Source organism: Nonomuraea diastatica, assembly GCF_004349015.1.
In the GTDB taxonomy this organism is placed as follows: Bacteria; Actinomycetota; Actinomycetes; order Streptosporangiales; family Streptosporangiaceae; genus Nonomuraea; species Nonomuraea diastatica.
The window spans coordinates 1-16,398 of sequence record NZ_SMKP01000118.1; the positions used below are offsets into that span (position 1 = coordinate 1).

A 16,398-nucleotide genomic window follows, 5' to 3' on the forward strand; every position below is an offset into this window, starting at 1 on the left:
GCGCGGGACCGCGGCCCCTCAGGACGAGCGGGGCCGCCAGTCGCCGCGGTCGAGGTCGAGGTCCTCGGGCGTGTGCAGCCGGACCATCGTCCTGGCCACGCCGAGCGGCACACGGTCGGGTGTCAGGAACGACACCGACACCATCACCGCGAACGCGATCGGCACCGTCCACGCCGCCGGCTGGGCCAGCAGCGCCCCCGCCGGCCCTTCGAACGGCCCGGCCGTGATCGTGACGAGCACTGCCGTACAGGCCAGCCCGCCGCCCACGAACAGCCCGGCCAGCGCCCCCGTGGTGCTCAGCCGCCGCCACCAGATGCCCAGCACGAGCAGCGGGCAGAACGACGAGGCCGCCACCGCGAACGCCAGCCCCACCACGTCCGCCACGGGCAGCGCCCGCGCCCACAACGCCAGCGCCAGCGGCACCGCCACCGCCATCAGCGTGGCGATCCTGAACGAGCGCACCCCGCCCTTGAGCAGGTCCTGGGCGATCACACCCGCCACGGACACGGTCAGCCCCGACGAGGTGGACAGGAACGCCGCGAACGCCCCCGCCGTGACGAGCGCCGTCAGCAGGTCGCCCAGCGGGCCACCGATCATCCGGGAAGGCAGCGTCAGCACGACCGCGTCCGTACGCACCAGGTCGGGCGCGTAGATGCGGCCCAGCCACCCGTACACGGCGGGCATCAGGTAGAACGCGCCGAGCAGCGTCAGCACCACCAGCGTCGTGCGGCGCGCGGCCCGCCCGTCGGGATTGGTGTAGAACCGCACGAGCACGTGCGGCAACCCCATGGTGCCGAGGAAGGTGGCCAGGATCAGCGAGTACGTCGTGTACACCCCGTACTCCTTGCCGCCGGTCAGCGGCACCTGCCAGGTGGCCGCGTCCAGCGAGGTGACCCCGGGCGCGCCGTCGGCCTTCCACGCCATCAGCAGGAACACCAGCGGCACGGCCAGCGCCGTCAGCTTGAGCCAGTACTGGAACGCCTGCACGAACGTGATCGACCGCATGCCTCCCGACAACACGTTCACCGCGACGACGCTCGCGACCAGCAGCCCGCCGGCCCACACGGGCGCGCCGGTGATGGTCCTCAGCACCAGGCCCGCGCTCTGGAACTGTGGCATCAGGTAGAGCCCGCCGATCAGCACGACGAGCACGCTCGCGGTGCGGCGCACGGTCATCGACTCGAGCCTGGCCTCGGCGAAGTCCGGCAGCGTGTACGCCCCCGAGCGGCGCAGCGGCGCCGACACCAGCACCAGCAGCACCAGGTAACCCCCGGTCCAGCCGACGGGCAGCCAGAGCATGTCCACGCCGAAGGACAGGATGAGCCCGGCGATCCCGAGGAAGGAGGCCGCCGACAGGTACTCGCCGCCGATGGCGGAGGCGTTCCAGAGCGGGCTGACCGTACGGGAGGCGACGTAGAAGTCGGAGGTGGTGCGCGAGACCCTGATCCCGAACGCTCCGATGAGGATGGCCGCGACCACGACCACCAGCACGGCCGTCAGGCTCATGCGCCCGGCTCCGCCCCGGGGGCCTCGCGCCCGTCCGCCCGCCGGCTCATCGGCGTTCGACCAGTTCGGCGAAGTGGCGTTCGTTGCGCTCCGCCTGGCGCACGTACAGCCAGGCGCCGATGACGAAGGCGGGGTAGATCAGGCCCGCCAGCACCGCCCACGCGAGAGGCACGCCCAGCAGGTGCACCTCGCTCAGGTCGGGGATCAGCAGGAACAGCAGCGGCAGCCCGCCGATCACGCAGGCCAGCACCGTGCACACGAACAGCGCCAGCCTGAACTGGGTGCGCAGCAACGAGCGCATGTAGACCTCGCCGAGCCGGGTCTGCTCGTCGATCTCCAGGGTGGCCGGGTAGCGGGGCCGGCGGGCGGCGGCGGTGCGCGGGCTCGTCACGGTGACCCGCCGCGAGGTGTCCTCCCGCGACAGGGAGGTCCTGCGGGCCGGGCGGGGCTCCTGGCGGCGGGGCTCCTGGCTCATTCCGGCCTGCCCTTCCTGGCCCGGCGCACCAGCAGGTCACGCAGCTCGCGCGTGTGGCGGCGGCTGACCGGGATCTCGGTGTCGCCCACCCGGACCGTGCACTTGCCCGAGTCGATGTGCAGCTCCTCGATGTGCTTGACGGCCACCAGGTGGCTGCGGTGCACCCGCATGAACCCGGCCGAGGCCCACCGTTCCTCCAGGGTGGCCAGCGGGATGCGCACCAGGTGGCTGCCCCCGGCCGTGTGCAGCCGCGCGTAGTCGCCCTGCGCCTCCACGTAGATGACGTCGGCGCTGGACACGAAACGCGTGACCCCGCCCAGTTCGACCGGGATCGTGTCCGACTCGCCGCCCTCCACGGGCACGTCGGCCGAGACCGCCACGCGCCTGATCGCCTCGGCCAGGCGTTCCGGCCGGACCGGCTTGAGCAGATAGTCCTCGGCCTTGATCTCGAACGCGTCCACCGCGTGCTCCTCGTACGCCGTCACGAACACCACGCGCGGCGGGTTGGCGAACTGCGACAGCAGCCGCCCGAGCACCACGCCGTCGAGCCCGCGCATCCGGATGTCGAGGAACACCGCGTCGATCGGCCTGCCGTCGGCGATGGCCCGGTCGAGCAGGCGCAGCGCCGCCGCGCCGTCCCGCGCGGTGGCCACCTCGCCGATGCGGGGATCGGCGCGGAGCAGGTAGGACAGGTCTTCGAGGGCCGGCAGCTCGTCATCGACCGCGAGGACCCGTAGTTGTGCCATAGACAGTGATAAAACCGACAAGGGAGATCGAGGTCAACGGGCAGAGACGCCTGGGTGATACTTCGGCAACCTGATGTTGACCTTGGTGCCCGCGCCGTTGCCGGTCTCGACGGCCAGGCCGTACTCGTCGCCGTACACGTGACGCAACCGCTCGTCCACGTTCGCCAGCCCGACGCCGCCCTTGGGAGCGATGTCACCTGCGAGGATGCGGCGCAGCCTGTCGGGGTCCATGCCGAGCCCGTCGTCCTCGACGCTGATGCGGCACTCGGCGCCGGCGTCCTCGGCGACGATCGTGATGCGGCCGACGCCGTTGCGGCTCTCCAGGCCGTGCCTGACGGCGTTCTCGACCAGCGGCTGCAGGCACAGGAACGGCACGGCGACCGGCAGCACCTCGGGCGCGATGCGGAGCGTGACCTGGAGCTGGTCACCGAACCTGGCCCGCTCCAGGATCAGGTAGCGGTCGATCGAGCGCAGCTCCTCCGCGAGCGTGGTGAACTCGCCGTGCCGGCGGAAGGAGTAGCGGGTGAAGTCGGCGAACTCCAGCAGCAGCTCCCTGGCCCGCTCGGGGTCGGTGCGCACGAAGGAGGCGATCGTGGTCAGGGAGTTGTAGATGAAGTGCGGGGAGATCTGCGCCCGCAGCGCCCGCACCTCGGCCTCCATGAGCAGCGTGCGCGAGCGGTCCAGCTCGGCCAGCTCCAGCTGCGAGTCGACCCAGCCGGCCACCTCCTGCGCGGCTCTGACCAGCCCGGCCGAGGCGCTCTGCCCATAGGCGGCCAGCGTGCCGACCACGCGGTCGTCGGTCGTGAGCGGCACGACCACGGCCTGCCTGATCGGGCATTCGAGCAGGTCGCACTCGATGGTCAGCACCTGGGTGCGGCCGTCCTGCAGGGTCGCCGCCGCGTGCTCGAAGGCCGCGTCGGCGTGGTGGTCGTCGCCTGCGCCGTCGTACACGAGCAGCCGCTCGCCGTCGGTGATCGCGACGGCGGCGGAGCCGAGCAGGGCCCGCAGGTGCCGGGAGGCGCGCTCGGCGCCGTCGGCGGTCAGCCCGGCCCGCAGCGGCGGCCCGGCCAGGGAGGCGGTGTGCAGAGTCTCGAACGTGGCCCGCTCCGCCGGGCTGGTGCCCAGCTCTCTGCGGCCCCGCATGACCCGCCACAACACGATCGCGGGCACGCTGACGAGCACTGCCACGACGGCGACCCCGACGAGGTATTCCACGCGGCCTGAGCTTACTCACAGGAAACCTGTTCGCCAGACCCCCGGCTCAAGGGCGTAGCGGCGTCCGCGGATTCACCACCTGCCACTGGGACCGCTCCGGGGCACTTCCCTCACTCAGGCGTGCGCCGCAGAGCGGCGGCGATCGCGTCGGCGTAGGAGGCGGCCTCCTCTGCGGAGGCGTATTTCGTACGCGGCCAGAAGAAGCCCCGCATGCCGTCCTTCTTGTTGCGCGGCACCACGTGCACGTGCAGGTGGGCCACGCTCTGGCTGACGCGGTTGTTCATGGCCACGAACGTGCCGCCGGCCTGCAGCCCCTCCTCCACCGCACCCGCCACGGCCCGCACCCGCTCGAAGAACGGGCCCACGTCGGCGAGGTCGGTGAGCGTCTCGACGTGGCCCCTCGGCACGACCAGCACGTGGCCCTTGAAGACGGGACGCGTGTCGAGGAAGGAGACGGCCACGTCGTCGGAGTCCACGATGTGGGCCGGCCGCTCACCCGCGATGATCTCGCAGAACAGGTCGGCGCTCACCGGCCGGCCCGGTCCGCGAACGCGGTCCAGCTCGTCATGTTGGGGCCCGACCACTCCGCGGGCGCGTGCAGGAACCGCTCGCCCACCCGCTCGCTCAGCCGCTGCGGCACCTCGGCCACCTTGGCGCCCCTGCAGTGGTAGACCAGTCCGCCACCGCGCTGCCCCATCGCCATCCACGGCAACCACGGCGAGACCCGGCACCACGAGAACACGCACGGCACGCCGGGCGCGCCGGAGTCGAGGTCTCTCGCGGCGGCGAAGAACTGGAACAGCTCCATCGCGCGGTACGTGTCGCTCGCGGAGTTGTCCGGATAGTCGGCGACCTTGAGCGGCGAGGGGTAGGCCAGCCGGATGTCGACGTTGTAGACCACCTGGTCGCCGAGCCGCGTCGCCGGCACCGGGTAGGCGCCGAGCCGCTGGTTGACCGGGTCGTTGAAGACGTGCTGCACCTCGACCGCCCGCCCGGTCAACGGGTTGTCCCAGGTGTCGAGCACCTGACGGGTCTTCGGGTCGAGATAGAGGGCGGCCTCCCTGGTCAGCAGCTGCCAGCCGCCGTCGGCCTCCACTGCCCTGGCCACGTTGAGCCCCTCGAACCCGAACAGGTGGTGGGGACCGTCGTCGTCCTGCCACCCGTAGACGTCGCCGGTCCAGTAGGAGATCGTCTCCGCCCCGTCGGCGGACGCGCGCACCCGGATGAAGTCCATGATCTGGAGCCTAGCCCGTCTTTCCGCGACATAGGGGTGCTCTGTCGGGAGGCTGGCGGCCACCGACGTCGAGTGGGCGAACTCGATCTACCCGCTGTCGTCAGCCGCCCTGCTCATCCCGCTCAGCCGCATGGGCGACGCGTGCGGCAGGCGCCGTCGCGCGGTGTCCCGGGCGAGCGGCCGGGAGATCAGGCGCGGGCGTTCGGGGAGGTGGCGATGTCGTTCGTGACGAGCCCCGGCTACGCGCCGGAGTGCGTCGATCTGCCCCCGCTCCCTCCCGCTGCCTGAACGTCACGCCTTCCTGAACCACCGGGGCCGGGTCGCCTGGTTCTGCGTGCGCCGCTTCGTCATCATCCGGCGCACCATGAAGCCGAGCACGGCGCCGATGGCGGCGACGAGCAGCACGGGCCGCTTCCTCGCCTGCGTGGCGACGTCCTTGGCCTGGTCAGGGGCGCTCTCGCGCACCTTGCCCGCCACTTCCGACGCCTTGCCCTTGACCGTCGCAGCCGCACCGGCCGCCCGCCCCTTGGCCGTCTCCGCCGCGTGACCCGCCTTGCCCTTGGCCAACTCCGCCGCATGGCCCGCCTTGCCCTTGGCCAACTCCGCCGCGTGACCCGCCGTGCCCCTGGCCGCCTGCGCGGCATGGCTCGCCCTGGACTTCACGTCTGCCTTGCCCGCCAGCTCGCTGACGGTTTCCCCCAGGTCTCTCCGGGACTTCTGGATGTCCTTACGCACGTCGTCCTCTTCCTCGTCGTCCTCCCCGCTCTCCCCCTTCAGCGACTCCTCCTCCGTCCGCAGGTTCTCCGTGGCCTCGGACCGCTCGTCGGCGACGGGAGATTCGGGGATGAAGGTCTCGTGTTCCTCGCGGGCGGTCTCGGCCTGCCTCGCGTTCTCCGCCGCGCCCGGTCTCGTCGGGGGAACGTTGATGGACTCGCGCTCCGTCGGCGTGCCCACGGTCGCCCTGTGCGCGCCGACGTCTCCCGCGTTCTGCTGCCCGGTGTATCCGGGATCGCTCTCGCTCATCGCCGTGCATACTCCTTGACCATGTCGATATCGGCCCTGACGCTCGCGAGGGTTTCCCTCGGGACCGGCGGGGTGGCTCGTTGCACCTGCTTCTTGCCGGTCAGGCCGAGTACGGCGGCGACGACGAACAGGACCACCGCGACGATCGCGGCAGCCAACCAGCCGGGCAGGACCAGGGCGAGCAGCAGGATGACGGCGGCCACGAGCGCGCCACCGCCGAACAGCGCGGTCACGCCCGCCGCGCCGACCAGCCCCGCGCCGAACCCCGCGTGCCTGCCCTTCTCCTGGAGCTCGATCCTGGCCAGGCGCAGTTCGTCCTTGACCAGTCGGGAGACCTGCTCGGAGAGGTCGTTGACCAGCTTGTGGGTGTCGTTCACGACGATCGCCTCCTCCGCTGCGGAAGGCGACTACCCAGACAACCGGCCTTCTATCACCCGCTGACGACGCGCGGGACTACCGCTTGGCGGCCTTGAGGACGAAGCGCAGAACGGACACCACGGGGTCGTTCTTCTCGACCTCGCACCAGTTGTCCGGCTGCTTCGGCTTGCTCCACGGGGACGGGAGCTCGCACGAGGGAACCTGCGGCTTGGGACGCTCGCACCACGATCCGGGAGGGTTCATACCTTCATGCTACGCCGCCCTGGCCGCGTACACCCGGTGAACCAACGCGTCATGCCGCGCCGGCCGAACCGCGCACGCCCGGCCGGACCGCCCACGCGCGGCCGTTCCCCCGGTGGCGGGCGTCGCGATGTGGGCGCAGGCCCGGGCGGCGGCGGTAACCTGCCAGGGTGCGGGTACACGGAGTTTGGGTCGGCGACGGGCTCGCCTTCTGGGCCGAGACCACGGACACCGACGAGGTCTCTCCGCGCCAAGCCGCCCGTCCCGGCCCTCACAGGCCACGCCCGCATCCACACGCTTCTTCCGCGGCCGTGGTCGCCGCTGCCCTCGGGCTCGACGACCAGCCGTCGCGGACGCTGGAGCTGCTCCTGCCCGGGTCGGCCAAGGAGCCTCTCCCCTCGCCCGAGACCGGGCGGCTGTCGGAGGTGACCCGGCCACGGCTGCGGCTCTGGCAGGTTCCCGCCGTGGTGCCTCCCGCCGCCGCGGCCCTGCGGATGCTGGACGGGCACGCGGGCACCGCCACCTTGCGTCACTGGGCCGCCGTCGCCGCCTTTGCCCGCGACCTGGTACGCCGGGGCCGCGTCATCCCCCGCCTCATCCCCGCTCCTGCGCCCACCTCACCTTCCGGCACCACCCCACCGACCCCCGCTTACGGCACCGCCACCCCAGACTCCACGGCGATGTGGGCGATCGCGGGGGACACGGCACGGGCGCTGTGGTGGCCGGTGTTGACGGGGGCGGATGCCGGATATTTCCGGGAGCTGGCGCTGGCGATGCCGCCCGCCTGCCGCACCTCCCGTACCGAACGACCCTCCGCGGACATCCTGCGCGAGGCGCTCGAGACGTTCACCGACGCGCTGGTCAGGCAGACGCTGGCCGAGCCTCTCACTACCGGGCCGCGCACGCCGCGCGAGCGCTGGCTGGCCGCGCTGACCGGCGACGACCCGGCCTGTCCAGACGTGCCCGAGCTGCGGCAGGAGCTCGAGAAGTGGCACGACGCGGTGACGACGGCCGAGGGCGCGGCGCGGGTGTGCTTTCGCCTCCTGGAGCCCTCCGGCACCGACGACAGCACTGAAGACAGCGCCGACCACAGCGCCGGTGACCGGGCCGACGACAGCGCCGACGACAGGCCCGGTGACCGGGCCAATGACAGGCCCGGCGACTGGCGGCTCGAGCTGGCATTGCAGGCCGCCGACGACCCCAGCCTCTACGTTCCCGCCGCCAGGGTGTGGAGCGAGGGTGGGCCGGCCGGGTTCCCGGGGAAACCGGAACGGGAGCTGCTGGCCGGGCTGGGACGGGCGGTCAGGCTCTATCCCGAGCTGGACCGCGCCCTGCGCGTCCCCCAGCCGAGCGAGCTGGCCCTGGACACCGCGGGCGCGTTCGGGTTCCTCAGGCAGGCGGCGCCGCTGTTGCAGGCGGCCGGGTTCGGCGTGCAGCTGCCGCGCTGGGCGGGGCGGACGAAGCTGGGGCTGAAGCTCACCACGAGGACCAAGGCGCAGACGGCGGCCGCGGCCCAGGGGTTCGGGATGCGGGAGCTGGTCGACTTCCGCATCGACCTGGCGGTGGGCGACGAGACGATCAGCGAGGCGGAGCTGGCCGAGCTGGCCCGGCTCAAGGTGCCGCTGGTCCGGGTGCGCGGCCAGTGGGTGGAGCTGGACGACCGGCAGCTCAAGGCGGCGCTCAAGGCCGTCGAGGGCGCCCGTACGGGCGAGGCGAGCGCCGCCGACCTGCTGCGCCACGTCGTGCGGGCCGATGACGACGAGCTGCCGCTGCTGGAGGTCGACGCCGACGGCGTGCTCGGCGACCTGCTGTCCGGGCAGGCCGAGCGGCGGCTGACGCCGCTGGCCACGCCGGCGGGACTGGACGCCACCCTCAGGCCCTACCAGGAGCGGGGCCTGGCGTGGCTGAGCTTCCTGTCGGAGCTGGGCCTGGGCGGCGTGCTGGCCGACGACATGGGGCTGGGCAAGACGATCACCACGCTGGCGCTGCTCGTGCACGAGCGGGCCGACGCCCCGACACTGCTGGTGTGCCCGATGTCGCTGGTCGGCAACTGGCAGCGGGAGGCGGCCAGGTTCGCACCCGGGCTGCGCGTCTACGTGCACCACGGCAGCGGCCGCGACGCCGCGGAGATCGGGCACGCCGACCTGGTGATCACCACGTACGGCACCGCCCAGCGCGACCTGGAGACGCTCCGGCGGCACGGGTGGCGCAGGGTCGTGTGCGACGAGGCACAGGCGATCAAGAACAGCGGGACGTTGCAGGCCCAGGCCGTACGGTCGATCCCCACAGGCACCCGGCTGGCGCTGACGGGCACCCCGGTCGAGAACCATCTGGCCGAGCTCTGGTCGATCATGGAGTTCGCCAACCCGGGCCTGCTGGGGCCGCGTACACGGTTCAGGACGAGGTTCCAGGAGCCCATCGAGGCACGGCAGGACGAGCAGGCCGCCGGGGCGCTCAAGCGAGCGACGGGCCCGTTCATCCTTCGCCGCCTCAAAACCGATAAATCCATCATTTCGGACCTGCCGGAAAAGCTGGAGATCAAGGAGTGGTGCCCGCTCACCACGGAACAGGCCACGCTCTACCAGGCGGTCGTCGACGACATGCTGGCCAGGATCGACGACAGCGAGGGCATCGAGCGGCGCGGCCTGGTGTTGTCGGCCATGGCCAGGCTCAAGCAGGTCTGCAACCATCCGGCCCACCTGCTCAAGGACGGCTCCCGCCTGTCGGGCAGGTCGGGCAAGCTGGCCCGGTTGGAGCAGTTGTCCGAAGAAATACTGGCAGAAGGCGAAAAAGCCCTGCTTTTCACCCAGTACGCGGAGTTCGGCAGCATGCTCCAGCCGTACCTCGCCCAGCGGCTCGGCACGACCGCCCTCTGGCTGCACGGCGGGCTGCCGAAGAAGACCCGCGACCGCCTGGTCGACCGGTTCCAGAACGACGACGAGCCGATGTTGTTCGTGCTCTCGCTCAAGGCGGCCGGCGTCGGCCTCAACCTCACCGCCGCCAACCACGTCGTCCACGTCGACCGCTGGTGGAACCCGGCGGTCGAGGACCAGGCCACCGACCGCGCGTTCCGCATCGGGCAGCGCAAGAACGTACAAGTGCGCAAGCTCATCTGCGCGGGCACCCTCGAAGAACGTGTCGACCAGATGATCGAGCGCAAGAAGGCCCTTGCCGAGCGCGTGGTCGGGGCCGGCGAGGACTGGCTCACCGACCTGTCCACCGACGAGCTGCGCGAGGTGTTCCGGCTGACGGCGGAGGGGGTGGGCTGACATGGCCTGGTACGACGGCGCCAAGCCGATCAGGGTCGAGGGCGGCATCAAGGCCCGCACGCGACGGGGCAGCATCGGCTCCACGTGGTGGTCGCGGCGGTTCATCGACATCTTGGAGCGCATCTGCGACAAAGGACGGCTCTCGCGCGGCCGCGCCTACGCCCGGCAAGGGCAGGTCCTGTCGATCGACCTGTCGGCAGGGAAGGTGCGGGCCGCCGTGCAGGGCTCGCGGCGCGACCCGTACGAGGTCGTGATCAGGATCGAGGCGTACGCCGAGTCGCGCTGGGCCGCCGTCGAGGAGGCGATCGCGGCGCAGGCCGTCCACCGGGCCAAGCTGCTGGCCGGGGAGATGCCGGCCGAGATCGAAGAGGTGTTCGCCGCGCTGGGGATCGACCTGTTCCCGCGTGACCTGGACATGGACTGCTCGTGCCCCGACTGGGGTTTCCCGTGCAAGCACCTGTCGGCGGCGCTCTATCTGCTGGCCGAGTCGTTCGACGACGACCCGTTCCTGGTGCTGGCCTGGCGCGGGCGCACCCGCGAGCAGCTGCTCGGCTCGCTCGCTGAGGACACCGCGGAGGACGCCACGGTGGACGTGCTGCGCGTGGACGACGTGCCGTTCGCCGACCGCCTGGCCGACTTCTACGCGCCCGGCGCGACGGCCCACCGCCCCGAGCGTCGCCCGTCCGCCGCCGCTCCCGACCTCCTCCTGCGTGTCTTCCCGCCGCCCGCCGGTCTGGCGGGCACGCTGGAGCCCGCCTACCGGCGCCTGGGCGACGCCTGAAGCCGCCCCGGCGTCTCGCGAGCGCGGTGGGGAGGCGGCTCAGTTGTCCTCGAACGAGGACGGCACCATGACGCGCACCCCGTTGGGGACCACACGCAGCCTGATGGGCGTGCGCAGCCGCACCTCGCCGTCGACGTCGGCGGCCATCGGCGGATCGGTCTCCAGGAGCATCTCGCGGCCCGTCACGAACGGCCCCCCGGCGAGGCTGCGCCAGCGCCCGGTGGTCGCCCTGAGCAGGGTCTCGCCCAGCAGCCGCAACTTCTTGCCCGACCCGAGCTGGTAGGCCACCAGCATGCCGTTGTCGATGCTGATGTCCCTGGCGACCTGCCAGCCGCCGTGGAAGCGGCCGTTGGCGATGTTCAGCTGGTGAGTCAGCAGTTCGTGCCGCTGCCCCTCGACGGTGATGAAGGCGCGGAACGGCGTGTGGCCCGGCAGGATCGTCAGCGCCGTCAGCGGATAGGCGGGACGCCCCACGATGCGCTTGAGCCACGGCTTGACCTTGCCCGCCACCTCGACCGACACCCCGAAACTGGCCAGGTTGGCGAACGGCCGGTCGTCGGCCATGCCGAGATCGATGTCGGCCACCTTGCCGGTGTCGAACACCTTGATCGCCCCGGCCAGGTCGAGGGGGAGGCCGAGGCTGCGGGCGAAGTTGTTGGTGGTGCCCAGCGGCAGCACGCCGAGAGCCACGTCGCGGTGGGCCACGTGCCGCACCGCCGAGGAGAGCGTGCCGTCACCGCCGCCCACGATGAGCAGGTCAGGCTCGGTGGCCAGGGCGGTGTCGAGCAGCTCGCGCAGCCGCTTGGGGTTGTAGACCGACAGCTCCGCCAGCGGCTCGAACCCGAGGTTGTGGATCTGCTCGATCACCTCGAAATAGTGCCGCCGGCCGCGTCGCGAGCGAGTGTTCACCACGACCGCCACCCGGCGATCTCTCCGGATCGCCTCGGTGTGCTCGTCCTTGGTGCGCAGTTCGGTCATGGTCATCAATCGTAGGTGCATAGTCCGCTACCTTCGGCCGCTCGCTGAACGCGAACGGCCGGAGGTGCACACGGTCCGCTACCTTCGGCCGCTCGCTGAACGCGAACGGCCGGAAGCGTAGGGGCCGGCCGCGGGGACGGCCGGCCCCATGGGTCACTTCTTCGGCGGGACCACCCGGACGACGGCCCCCAGGTTGCCCGGCAGCGGGGTGAGCAGCTGGAACTGCACGCCCAGCGCCTTGCCCTCGTCACCGGGGTTGCCGGTGCCGAGCACCGAGCCCGCGGCCACCTGGCCGTACAGCTCGGTGGCGGGGGTGCCGTCCTGGTGCACCACACGCGTGCTGTACGTCTGGTCGTCCTTCGACGGCACGACCGCGGAGGCGTCGAAGTCGCGGTAGTACAACCCGTCGTCGATCTGCTCGATGCCCGGGTACCAGGTCTTCGCGTCGGTGAAGGTCTTGACACCCTTCTGCGCCTTGAAGTCCGTGCAGTACTCGCTGAACGGCTCGTCCGCCGCCTCCAGGCACTCCTTGAACGGGTACGTCTTGCGGAACCCGAACGCGGCGTTCGAGGTCTGGACGCGGCCCTGGAGGTTCTTGTTGAGTGTCGGGTCCTTCTCGGCCGCGGTGCCCGTGCGCCGCAGCGGCTCGTAGTGGGAGTCCACGACCAGCAGGCTGCCCTTCGGGCCGAGGCTCGGCGGGCCCGTGATGTCGGCGGTCACGTGGTTGTTGACGTACGTCGAGTCGCGGTACCAGACCAGCAGGCCGGGCGCGTTGTACTTGACCTTCTGCACCTTCCACGCCCCGTCACGGGAGTAGTCGGTGTCGTAGGTGTACTGCAGGCCCTTGTCGAACCCGTCGAAGTTACGCCACTCCGCCAGGTAGAAGCGGGAGACCTCGCGCTCGCCGTTGTTGCGGGTCCAGCCCTGGCCGCTGGTGTTGGTGAACGTGCCGCCCGTGGCGTGCCAGCCGTTGTCCCCGCCCTCGACGTCGTCGCTCCACACGGACGTGCCGCCGTTGGTGAGCTCGAAGTCGTCGGCGTGCCAGCCGCGCGGCATGAAGGCCGCGTCGGTGTTGTACGTCAGCCGCAGCTTGATCGTCTGCCCGGCGAACGGCGTCAGGTTGACGTAGTCGTGCCGCCAGCCGTCGGTGTTGCCGGTGATGCCGTACTTCTTGTTGCCGAACGTCGCGAGGTTCTTGTTCGGGTCCGGATAGTCGTCGGGCGTGGTGATCTCGTTGCCGGCCTCGTCGAAGACCTTCTGCTGGGTCCACGTCGCGCCGCCGTCGGTGGAGACCTCGACGAAGCCGAAGTCCCAGTCGGACTCGATCTCGTAGTTGTTCCACATCCAGAACCGCACGTCGGTGCCCTCGGGGACCGGCACGTCGCGGGTGAGGCCGATGTTGCCCCACTCCTGGTCCAGGCCGGTCCACCAGGCGTTCGAGCCGCTGTGCGGGTCGATCATCTTCAGCGGCGAGGAGGTGAGGTTGACCCGGACGCCGTCCTCGGTCAGCTTGGGCGTGCGCGAGGTCTGGCCGACGGTGACGAGCTTGGAGCGGTCACCGGGGTCGAACACCTTCGGGTTCGCCCAGCCGAGCACCCACTTGTCCCACAGGCCCATGTGGGTGGGCATCGACTGGAAGATCGGGCCGGAGTGGGAGCCGCTGGACATCAGGTCCCAGAAGTCCACGGCCGAGCTGCCCGCTCCCGAGGTGTCGTACAGGTCGGGCAGGCCGAGGTCGTGGCCGTACTCGTGGGCGAAGACGCCGACGCCGGAGTCCTCGGGCTGCACGATGTAGTTGGAGATCTTCTTGTCGGTGCCGGGGACGGTGTAGCCGCCGGCGACCGCGCTGGAGTGGGCCCAGATGGCGTAGGTGCCCTCGGCGCCGCCGTCGGACGACTTGTCCTTGCCGGCGTGCACCAGCACCAGGTGGTCGATGACGCCGTCGGGCTCCTGGTGGTTGCCGTCGCCGTCGGCGTCGGAGATGTCCTCCACGTCGTAGTCGGCCCACGGGAAGTCCGGCTGGGCCTCGGCGAGCGCCTTCACCGAGTCGATCGGGAGCTGCTGGGCGCCGAGGTCGTTGTCGGGGTGGCCGGACATGTCCTGGGGAGCGCCGCCGCAGGCCGCGGCGCCGTACCAGGCCTCGGAGTGCGGGACCTTGACCCAGCCGACCGCCTCGCCGGTGACGGAGTAGGCGCCCTTCGACATCTCCTCGTACATCTTCTTCATCGTGAAGCCGGAGATGTCGATGCCGGGCTTGCCGTCGCGGGGGTCCTTCAGGTCGGGGCGCACCCGCTCGGTGATGCCCTTGTCGGTGTAGAGCATCTTGTTGAAGTGCTCGGTGCTGAAGTCCTTGACCCAGAAGGAGTTGTTGTCCTTGTGCGGCAGCGTGGCCGGGTCGGGGATGTTGTTGTGCAGGGGGCCGTTCAGGAGCGTTCCCGGCGGCTCGACGACGCAGTCGTCGGGAGCGCTGCCGACCGAGCGCAGCCGGTTGAATCCGGAGAAGTCGTCGTTGGCCTGCTCGTTGAACTCGACGAGGAGCGTCAGGAGCTTGGCCGTGCGGGTCTGCTTGGACTTCTTGAAGATCCATTCAGCGGGATTGCGGCCGGTTCTGATGGCCTCCTTCTCGCGCGCGGCGAGAATGCGGCCGGCCGCGGGGTTACCGCTGCTGAACTTCCTGTCGAACTTCTGCGCCGGGGTGAGCGAGCGCGCCTTCGGATCGTTGAGCTTGGGCTCCTTCGGGTCTTCCGCGACCCTTGGCGGAGCGTAGTTGATATAGAAGTCCGAGGCTGCGGGCTCGTAAACCGCCACCGACGACGCTTGTGCGGAGGGAACGGTCAGGGCGGCGCCGAGAAGGGCGACCGCGGGAAGCGTTGCTAACAGGCGCTTTGTACGTGGCACCAGGAACCCTTTCTGCCCGGGGGTCGCCGGGCGCATGGCCATAGGGTGTGCAATGCCGGACGTTAGAGGGTGACTAAACGAGTCGTAAAGGGAATTGTTGAAACGTGATCAAACTACGACATCAGGCCATCACCCAAACGGCCACGGCCACGCCCGCCAGCGCCGCCCCGTAGCAGATCACCGCCAGTGCCCGATCGAACTTCGCGATGCCGAACAGCTCTTCACTGGTGAAACGAATGCGGTGCGCCGCGTGGAAAAGACACAGCGTCACGACCACGAGCAGCGCGGCCCGCACGACCACGCCGTCCAGCAGCGCGCGCAAATGCTCAGCGGCGGGCCAGTCGACCACGCCGAGCGGCATGAGCACCCCGAACAGCAGCACCAGCACCGGCAGCACGAACGCAGCCACCACTCCCCCGCCGCTGAACAGCAGCCACAGATACGGCTCGGGTGTGCGCTTCATGGCGACCTCAGGATGAAATAGGCGATCAGCGCGGAGATCAGCACCCAGGCCGAATGGTTGCCGCCCTGGATCATCCAGGCGGGCACCCGCCAGCCGTCCAGCCGGACGACGGTGGCCCTGGGCGCCAGGTTGAGGAACGTGATCGCGTGGAAGGCGGTCGCGGCCAGGGCGACGACGTTGAGCACGATCATCCACGGCCGGGAGGCCAGCGCGGCGAAGTCCCGCAGCGACCCGCCGAGCACCGCGTCCACGAGCATCAGCGTGAAGGCGATCGTCCACGCCACGAAGACGCTGGTCAGCTCGCGTAGCACGAAGAAGGTGTAGCGGCGGGTGCGGGCGAACCACAGCCGGTCGGGCCGCGGCCGGTAGGCGGCCGAGGTGGTGCGGACGGCGGCGCTCGGGGTCACCTTCTCCTTGGAGGTCATCGCCTGCTCCACGGCAGCACCGAGCGAAGGGCGGCGGTCAGCTTGTAGCGCTGGATGGCCTCGGCCGGATCCACGTGCTTGGGGCAGACCTGGGTGCATTCGCCGACGAACGTGCAGCCCCACACGGCGTCCTCCAGGTTGAGCACGTCGAACCGGTCGTCCATGTCGCGTGAGTCCAGGTTGTAGCGCTGGGCGAGGGCGATGGCGGCCGGGCCGAGAAAGTCGGGTTCGAGCACGTAGACCGGGCAGGCCGAGTAGCACAGCAGGCAGTTGATGCACATGCTGTACTGCTTGTACGCCTCCAGTTGCTCGGGCGTCTGGGCGTACTCGGTGGTCAGCGGCAGGTCCTCGCCCTCCCTGACCAGCCACGGCCGCACCGACGACAGTTTGGCCAGGAAGTCGTCGATGTCCACGACCAGGTCCCTGATGACGGGAAACCCCTTCAGCGGCTCGATCCGCACCGGGCCGTCGCCGTACTCGTCGAGGAAGGTGCCGCAGGTCAGCCGGGGCTCGCCGTTGACGGTCATGCCGCACGAGCCGCACACGCCCATCCGGCACGACCAGCGGTAGGACAGGCTGCCGTCGAGCTGGTCCTTGATGTAGTTGAGCCCGTCGAGCACGGCCCAGTCGGGCATGAGCGGCACGTCGTATCCCTGGAGCACCGGCTCGTCGTCCTCTCCCGGCCGATACCGGGAGACCTCCATGCGCACCGTCTTCGCGGCGCCCCCCACTCCGCTCACCGCGCCGGGTTCAGACGCGCTCATGTG

Annotated in this window: 16 protein-coding genes; 2 read left to right on the plus strand and 14 right to left on the minus strand. The window is 70.6% G+C overall.

Annotated features, from left to right (window positions below; all coding sequences use genetic code 11):
* Positions 1 to 18: 18 nt before the first annotated feature.
* The 9 genes from E1294_RS33345 to E1294_RS53155 all read right to left on the minus strand — a co-directional run bounded on the left by E1294_RS33345 (position 19) and on the right by E1294_RS53155 (position 6,820).
* Positions 19 to 1,506, minus strand: coding sequence for a sodium/solute symporter (locus E1294_RS33345; RefSeq protein ID WP_132514952.1), 1,488 nt, complete (start codon positions 1,504 to 1,506; stop codon positions 19 to 21).
* 46 nt (positions 1,507 to 1,552) lie between these two features.
* Positions 1,553 to 1,981 (minus strand): hypothetical protein, encoded by a 429-nt coding sequence (locus E1294_RS33350; RefSeq protein WP_246083468.1) that lies wholly within the window; start codon positions 1,979 to 1,981, stop codon positions 1,553 to 1,555.
* The gene (locus E1294_RS33355; protein WP_132514953.1) at positions 1,978 to 2,727 is read right to left on the minus strand and encodes a LytR/AlgR family response regulator transcription factor; all 750 of its coding nucleotides are present in this window, start codon (positions 2,725 to 2,727) and stop codon (positions 1,978 to 1,980) included. Before E1294_RS33355 ends, E1294_RS33350 begins: the two co-directional genes overlap by 4 nt.
* A 33-nt stretch (positions 2,728 to 2,760) precedes the next feature.
* Positions 2,761 to 3,942: a sensor histidine kinase gene (locus E1294_RS33360; protein WP_132514954.1), complete on the minus strand. Its 1,182-nt coding sequence runs from the start codon at positions 3,940 to 3,942 to the stop codon at positions 2,761 to 2,763.
* 110 nt (positions 3,943 to 4,052) lie between these two features.
* Entirely contained in the window at positions 4,053 to 4,472 is a 420-nt protein-coding gene (locus E1294_RS33365) for an HIT family protein (RefSeq protein ID WP_132514955.1), read from the minus strand.
* Positions 4,469 to 5,176, minus strand: a complete 708-nt coding sequence (locus tag E1294_RS33370; protein ID WP_132514956.1) for a DUF1838 family protein — start codon at positions 5,174 to 5,176, stop codon at positions 4,469 to 4,471. The genes E1294_RS33365 and E1294_RS33370 overlap by 4 nt, the downstream gene beginning before the upstream one ends.
* Before the next feature lie 291 nt (positions 5,177 to 5,467).
* On the minus strand, positions 5,468 to 6,199 hold the full coding sequence (locus E1294_RS33375; protein WP_132514957.1) for a DUF3618 domain-containing protein: 732 nt from the start codon (positions 6,197 to 6,199) through the stop codon (positions 5,468 to 5,470).
* Positions 6,196 to 6,576 carry a phage holin family protein gene (locus tag E1294_RS33380; RefSeq protein WP_132514958.1) on the minus strand — a complete coding sequence of 127 codons (381 nt, stop codon included), beginning with the start codon at positions 6,574 to 6,576 and terminating at the stop codon, positions 6,196 to 6,198. Before E1294_RS33380 ends, E1294_RS33375 begins: the two co-directional genes overlap by 4 nt.
* A 76-nt stretch (positions 6,577 to 6,652) precedes the next feature.
* Positions 6,653 to 6,820 (minus strand): hypothetical protein, encoded by a 168-nt coding sequence (locus tag E1294_RS53155; protein ID WP_165977605.1) that lies wholly within the window; start codon positions 6,818 to 6,820, stop codon positions 6,653 to 6,655.
* A gap of 167 nt (positions 6,821 to 6,987) precedes the next feature.
* Here E1294_RS53155 and E1294_RS33385 point away from each other — a divergent pair, with 167 nt between their 5' ends.
* Both E1294_RS33385 and E1294_RS33390 read left to right on the plus strand, forming a co-directional pair.
* Positions 6,988 to 10,086 (plus strand): DEAD/DEAH box helicase, encoded by a 3,099-nt coding sequence (locus tag E1294_RS33385; RefSeq protein WP_132514959.1) that lies wholly within the window; start codon positions 6,988 to 6,990, stop codon positions 10,084 to 10,086.
* A gap of 1 nt (position 10,087) precedes the next feature.
* Positions 10,088 to 10,867, plus strand: a complete 780-nt coding sequence (locus E1294_RS33390; protein WP_132514960.1) for an SWIM zinc finger family protein — start codon at positions 10,088 to 10,090, stop codon at positions 10,865 to 10,867.
* A gap of 39 nt (positions 10,868 to 10,906) precedes the next feature.
* Here E1294_RS33390 and E1294_RS33395 read toward each other — a convergent pair whose 3' ends face one another.
* From E1294_RS33395 to sdhB, 5 genes are all read right to left on the minus strand, one after another.
* Positions 10,907 to 11,845 (minus strand): diacylglycerol/lipid kinase family protein, encoded by a 939-nt coding sequence (locus tag E1294_RS33395; protein WP_132514961.1) that lies wholly within the window; start codon positions 11,843 to 11,845, stop codon positions 10,907 to 10,909.
* 153 nt (positions 11,846 to 11,998) lie between these two features.
* On the minus strand, positions 11,999 to 14,653 hold the full coding sequence (locus E1294_RS33400; RefSeq protein WP_246083469.1) for an immune inhibitor A domain-containing protein: 2,655 nt from the start codon (positions 14,651 to 14,653) through the stop codon (positions 11,999 to 12,001).
* 211 nt (positions 14,654 to 14,864) lie between these two features.
* Positions 14,865 to 15,206, minus strand: a complete 342-nt coding sequence (gene frdD, locus E1294_RS33405) for a fumarate reductase subunit FrdD (RefSeq protein ID WP_132514963.1) — start codon at positions 15,204 to 15,206, stop codon at positions 14,865 to 14,867.
* Complete coding sequence (locus E1294_RS33410) at positions 15,203 to 15,631, minus strand: succinate dehydrogenase/fumarate reductase transmembrane subunit (protein ID WP_165977606.1); 429 nt, start codon at positions 15,629 to 15,631, stop codon at positions 15,203 to 15,205. The genes frdD and E1294_RS33410 overlap by 4 nt, the downstream gene beginning before the upstream one ends.
* Positions 15,628 to 16,395 carry a succinate dehydrogenase iron-sulfur subunit gene (gene sdhB, locus E1294_RS33415; RefSeq protein ID WP_220448067.1) on the minus strand — a complete coding sequence of 256 codons (768 nt, stop codon included), beginning with the start codon at positions 16,393 to 16,395 and terminating at the stop codon, positions 15,628 to 15,630. The genes E1294_RS33410 and sdhB overlap by 4 nt, the downstream gene beginning before the upstream one ends.
* Between the last annotated feature and the right edge of the window lie 3 nt (positions 16,396 to 16,398).

Coding starts and splice junctions, on each gene's coding strand:
- E1294_RS33410 (WP_165977606.1), bottom strand. CDS start 15,631: ATGACCTCCAAGGAGAAGGTGACCCCGAGCGCCGCCGTCCGCACCACC.
- E1294_RS33395 (WP_132514961.1), bottom strand. CDS start 11,845: ATGACCGAACTGCGCACCAAGGACGAGCACACCGAGGCGATCCGGAGA.
- E1294_RS33390 (WP_132514960.1), top strand. CDS start 10,088: ATGGCCTGGTACGACGGCGCCAAGCCGATCAGGGTCGAGGGCGGCATC.
- E1294_RS53155 (WP_165977605.1), bottom strand. CDS start 6,820: ATGAACCCTCCCGGATCGTGGTGCGAGCGTCCCAAGCCGCAGGTTCCC.
- E1294_RS33345 (WP_132514952.1), bottom strand. CDS start 1,506: ATGAGCCTGACGGCCGTGCTGGTGGTCGTGGTCGCGGCCATCCTCATC.
- E1294_RS33350 (WP_246083468.1), bottom strand. CDS start 1,981: ATGAGCCAGGAGCCCCGCCGCCAGGAGCCCCGCCCGGCCCGCAGGACC.
- sdhB (WP_220448067.1), bottom strand. CDS start 16,395: ATGAGCGCGTCTGAACCCGGCGCGGTGAGCGGAGTGGGGGGCGCCGCG.
- E1294_RS33370 (WP_132514956.1), bottom strand. CDS start 5,176: ATGGACTTCATCCGGGTGCGCGCGTCCGCCGACGGGGCGGAGACGATC.
- E1294_RS33375 (WP_132514957.1), bottom strand. CDS start 6,199: ATGAGCGAGAGCGATCCCGGATACACCGGGCAGCAGAACGCGGGAGAC.
- E1294_RS33355 (WP_132514953.1), bottom strand. CDS start 2,727: ATGGCACAACTACGGGTCCTCGCGGTCGATGACGAGCTGCCGGCCCTC.
- frdD (WP_132514963.1), bottom strand. CDS start 15,206: ATGAAGCGCACACCCGAGCCGTATCTGTGGCTGCTGTTCAGCGGCGGG.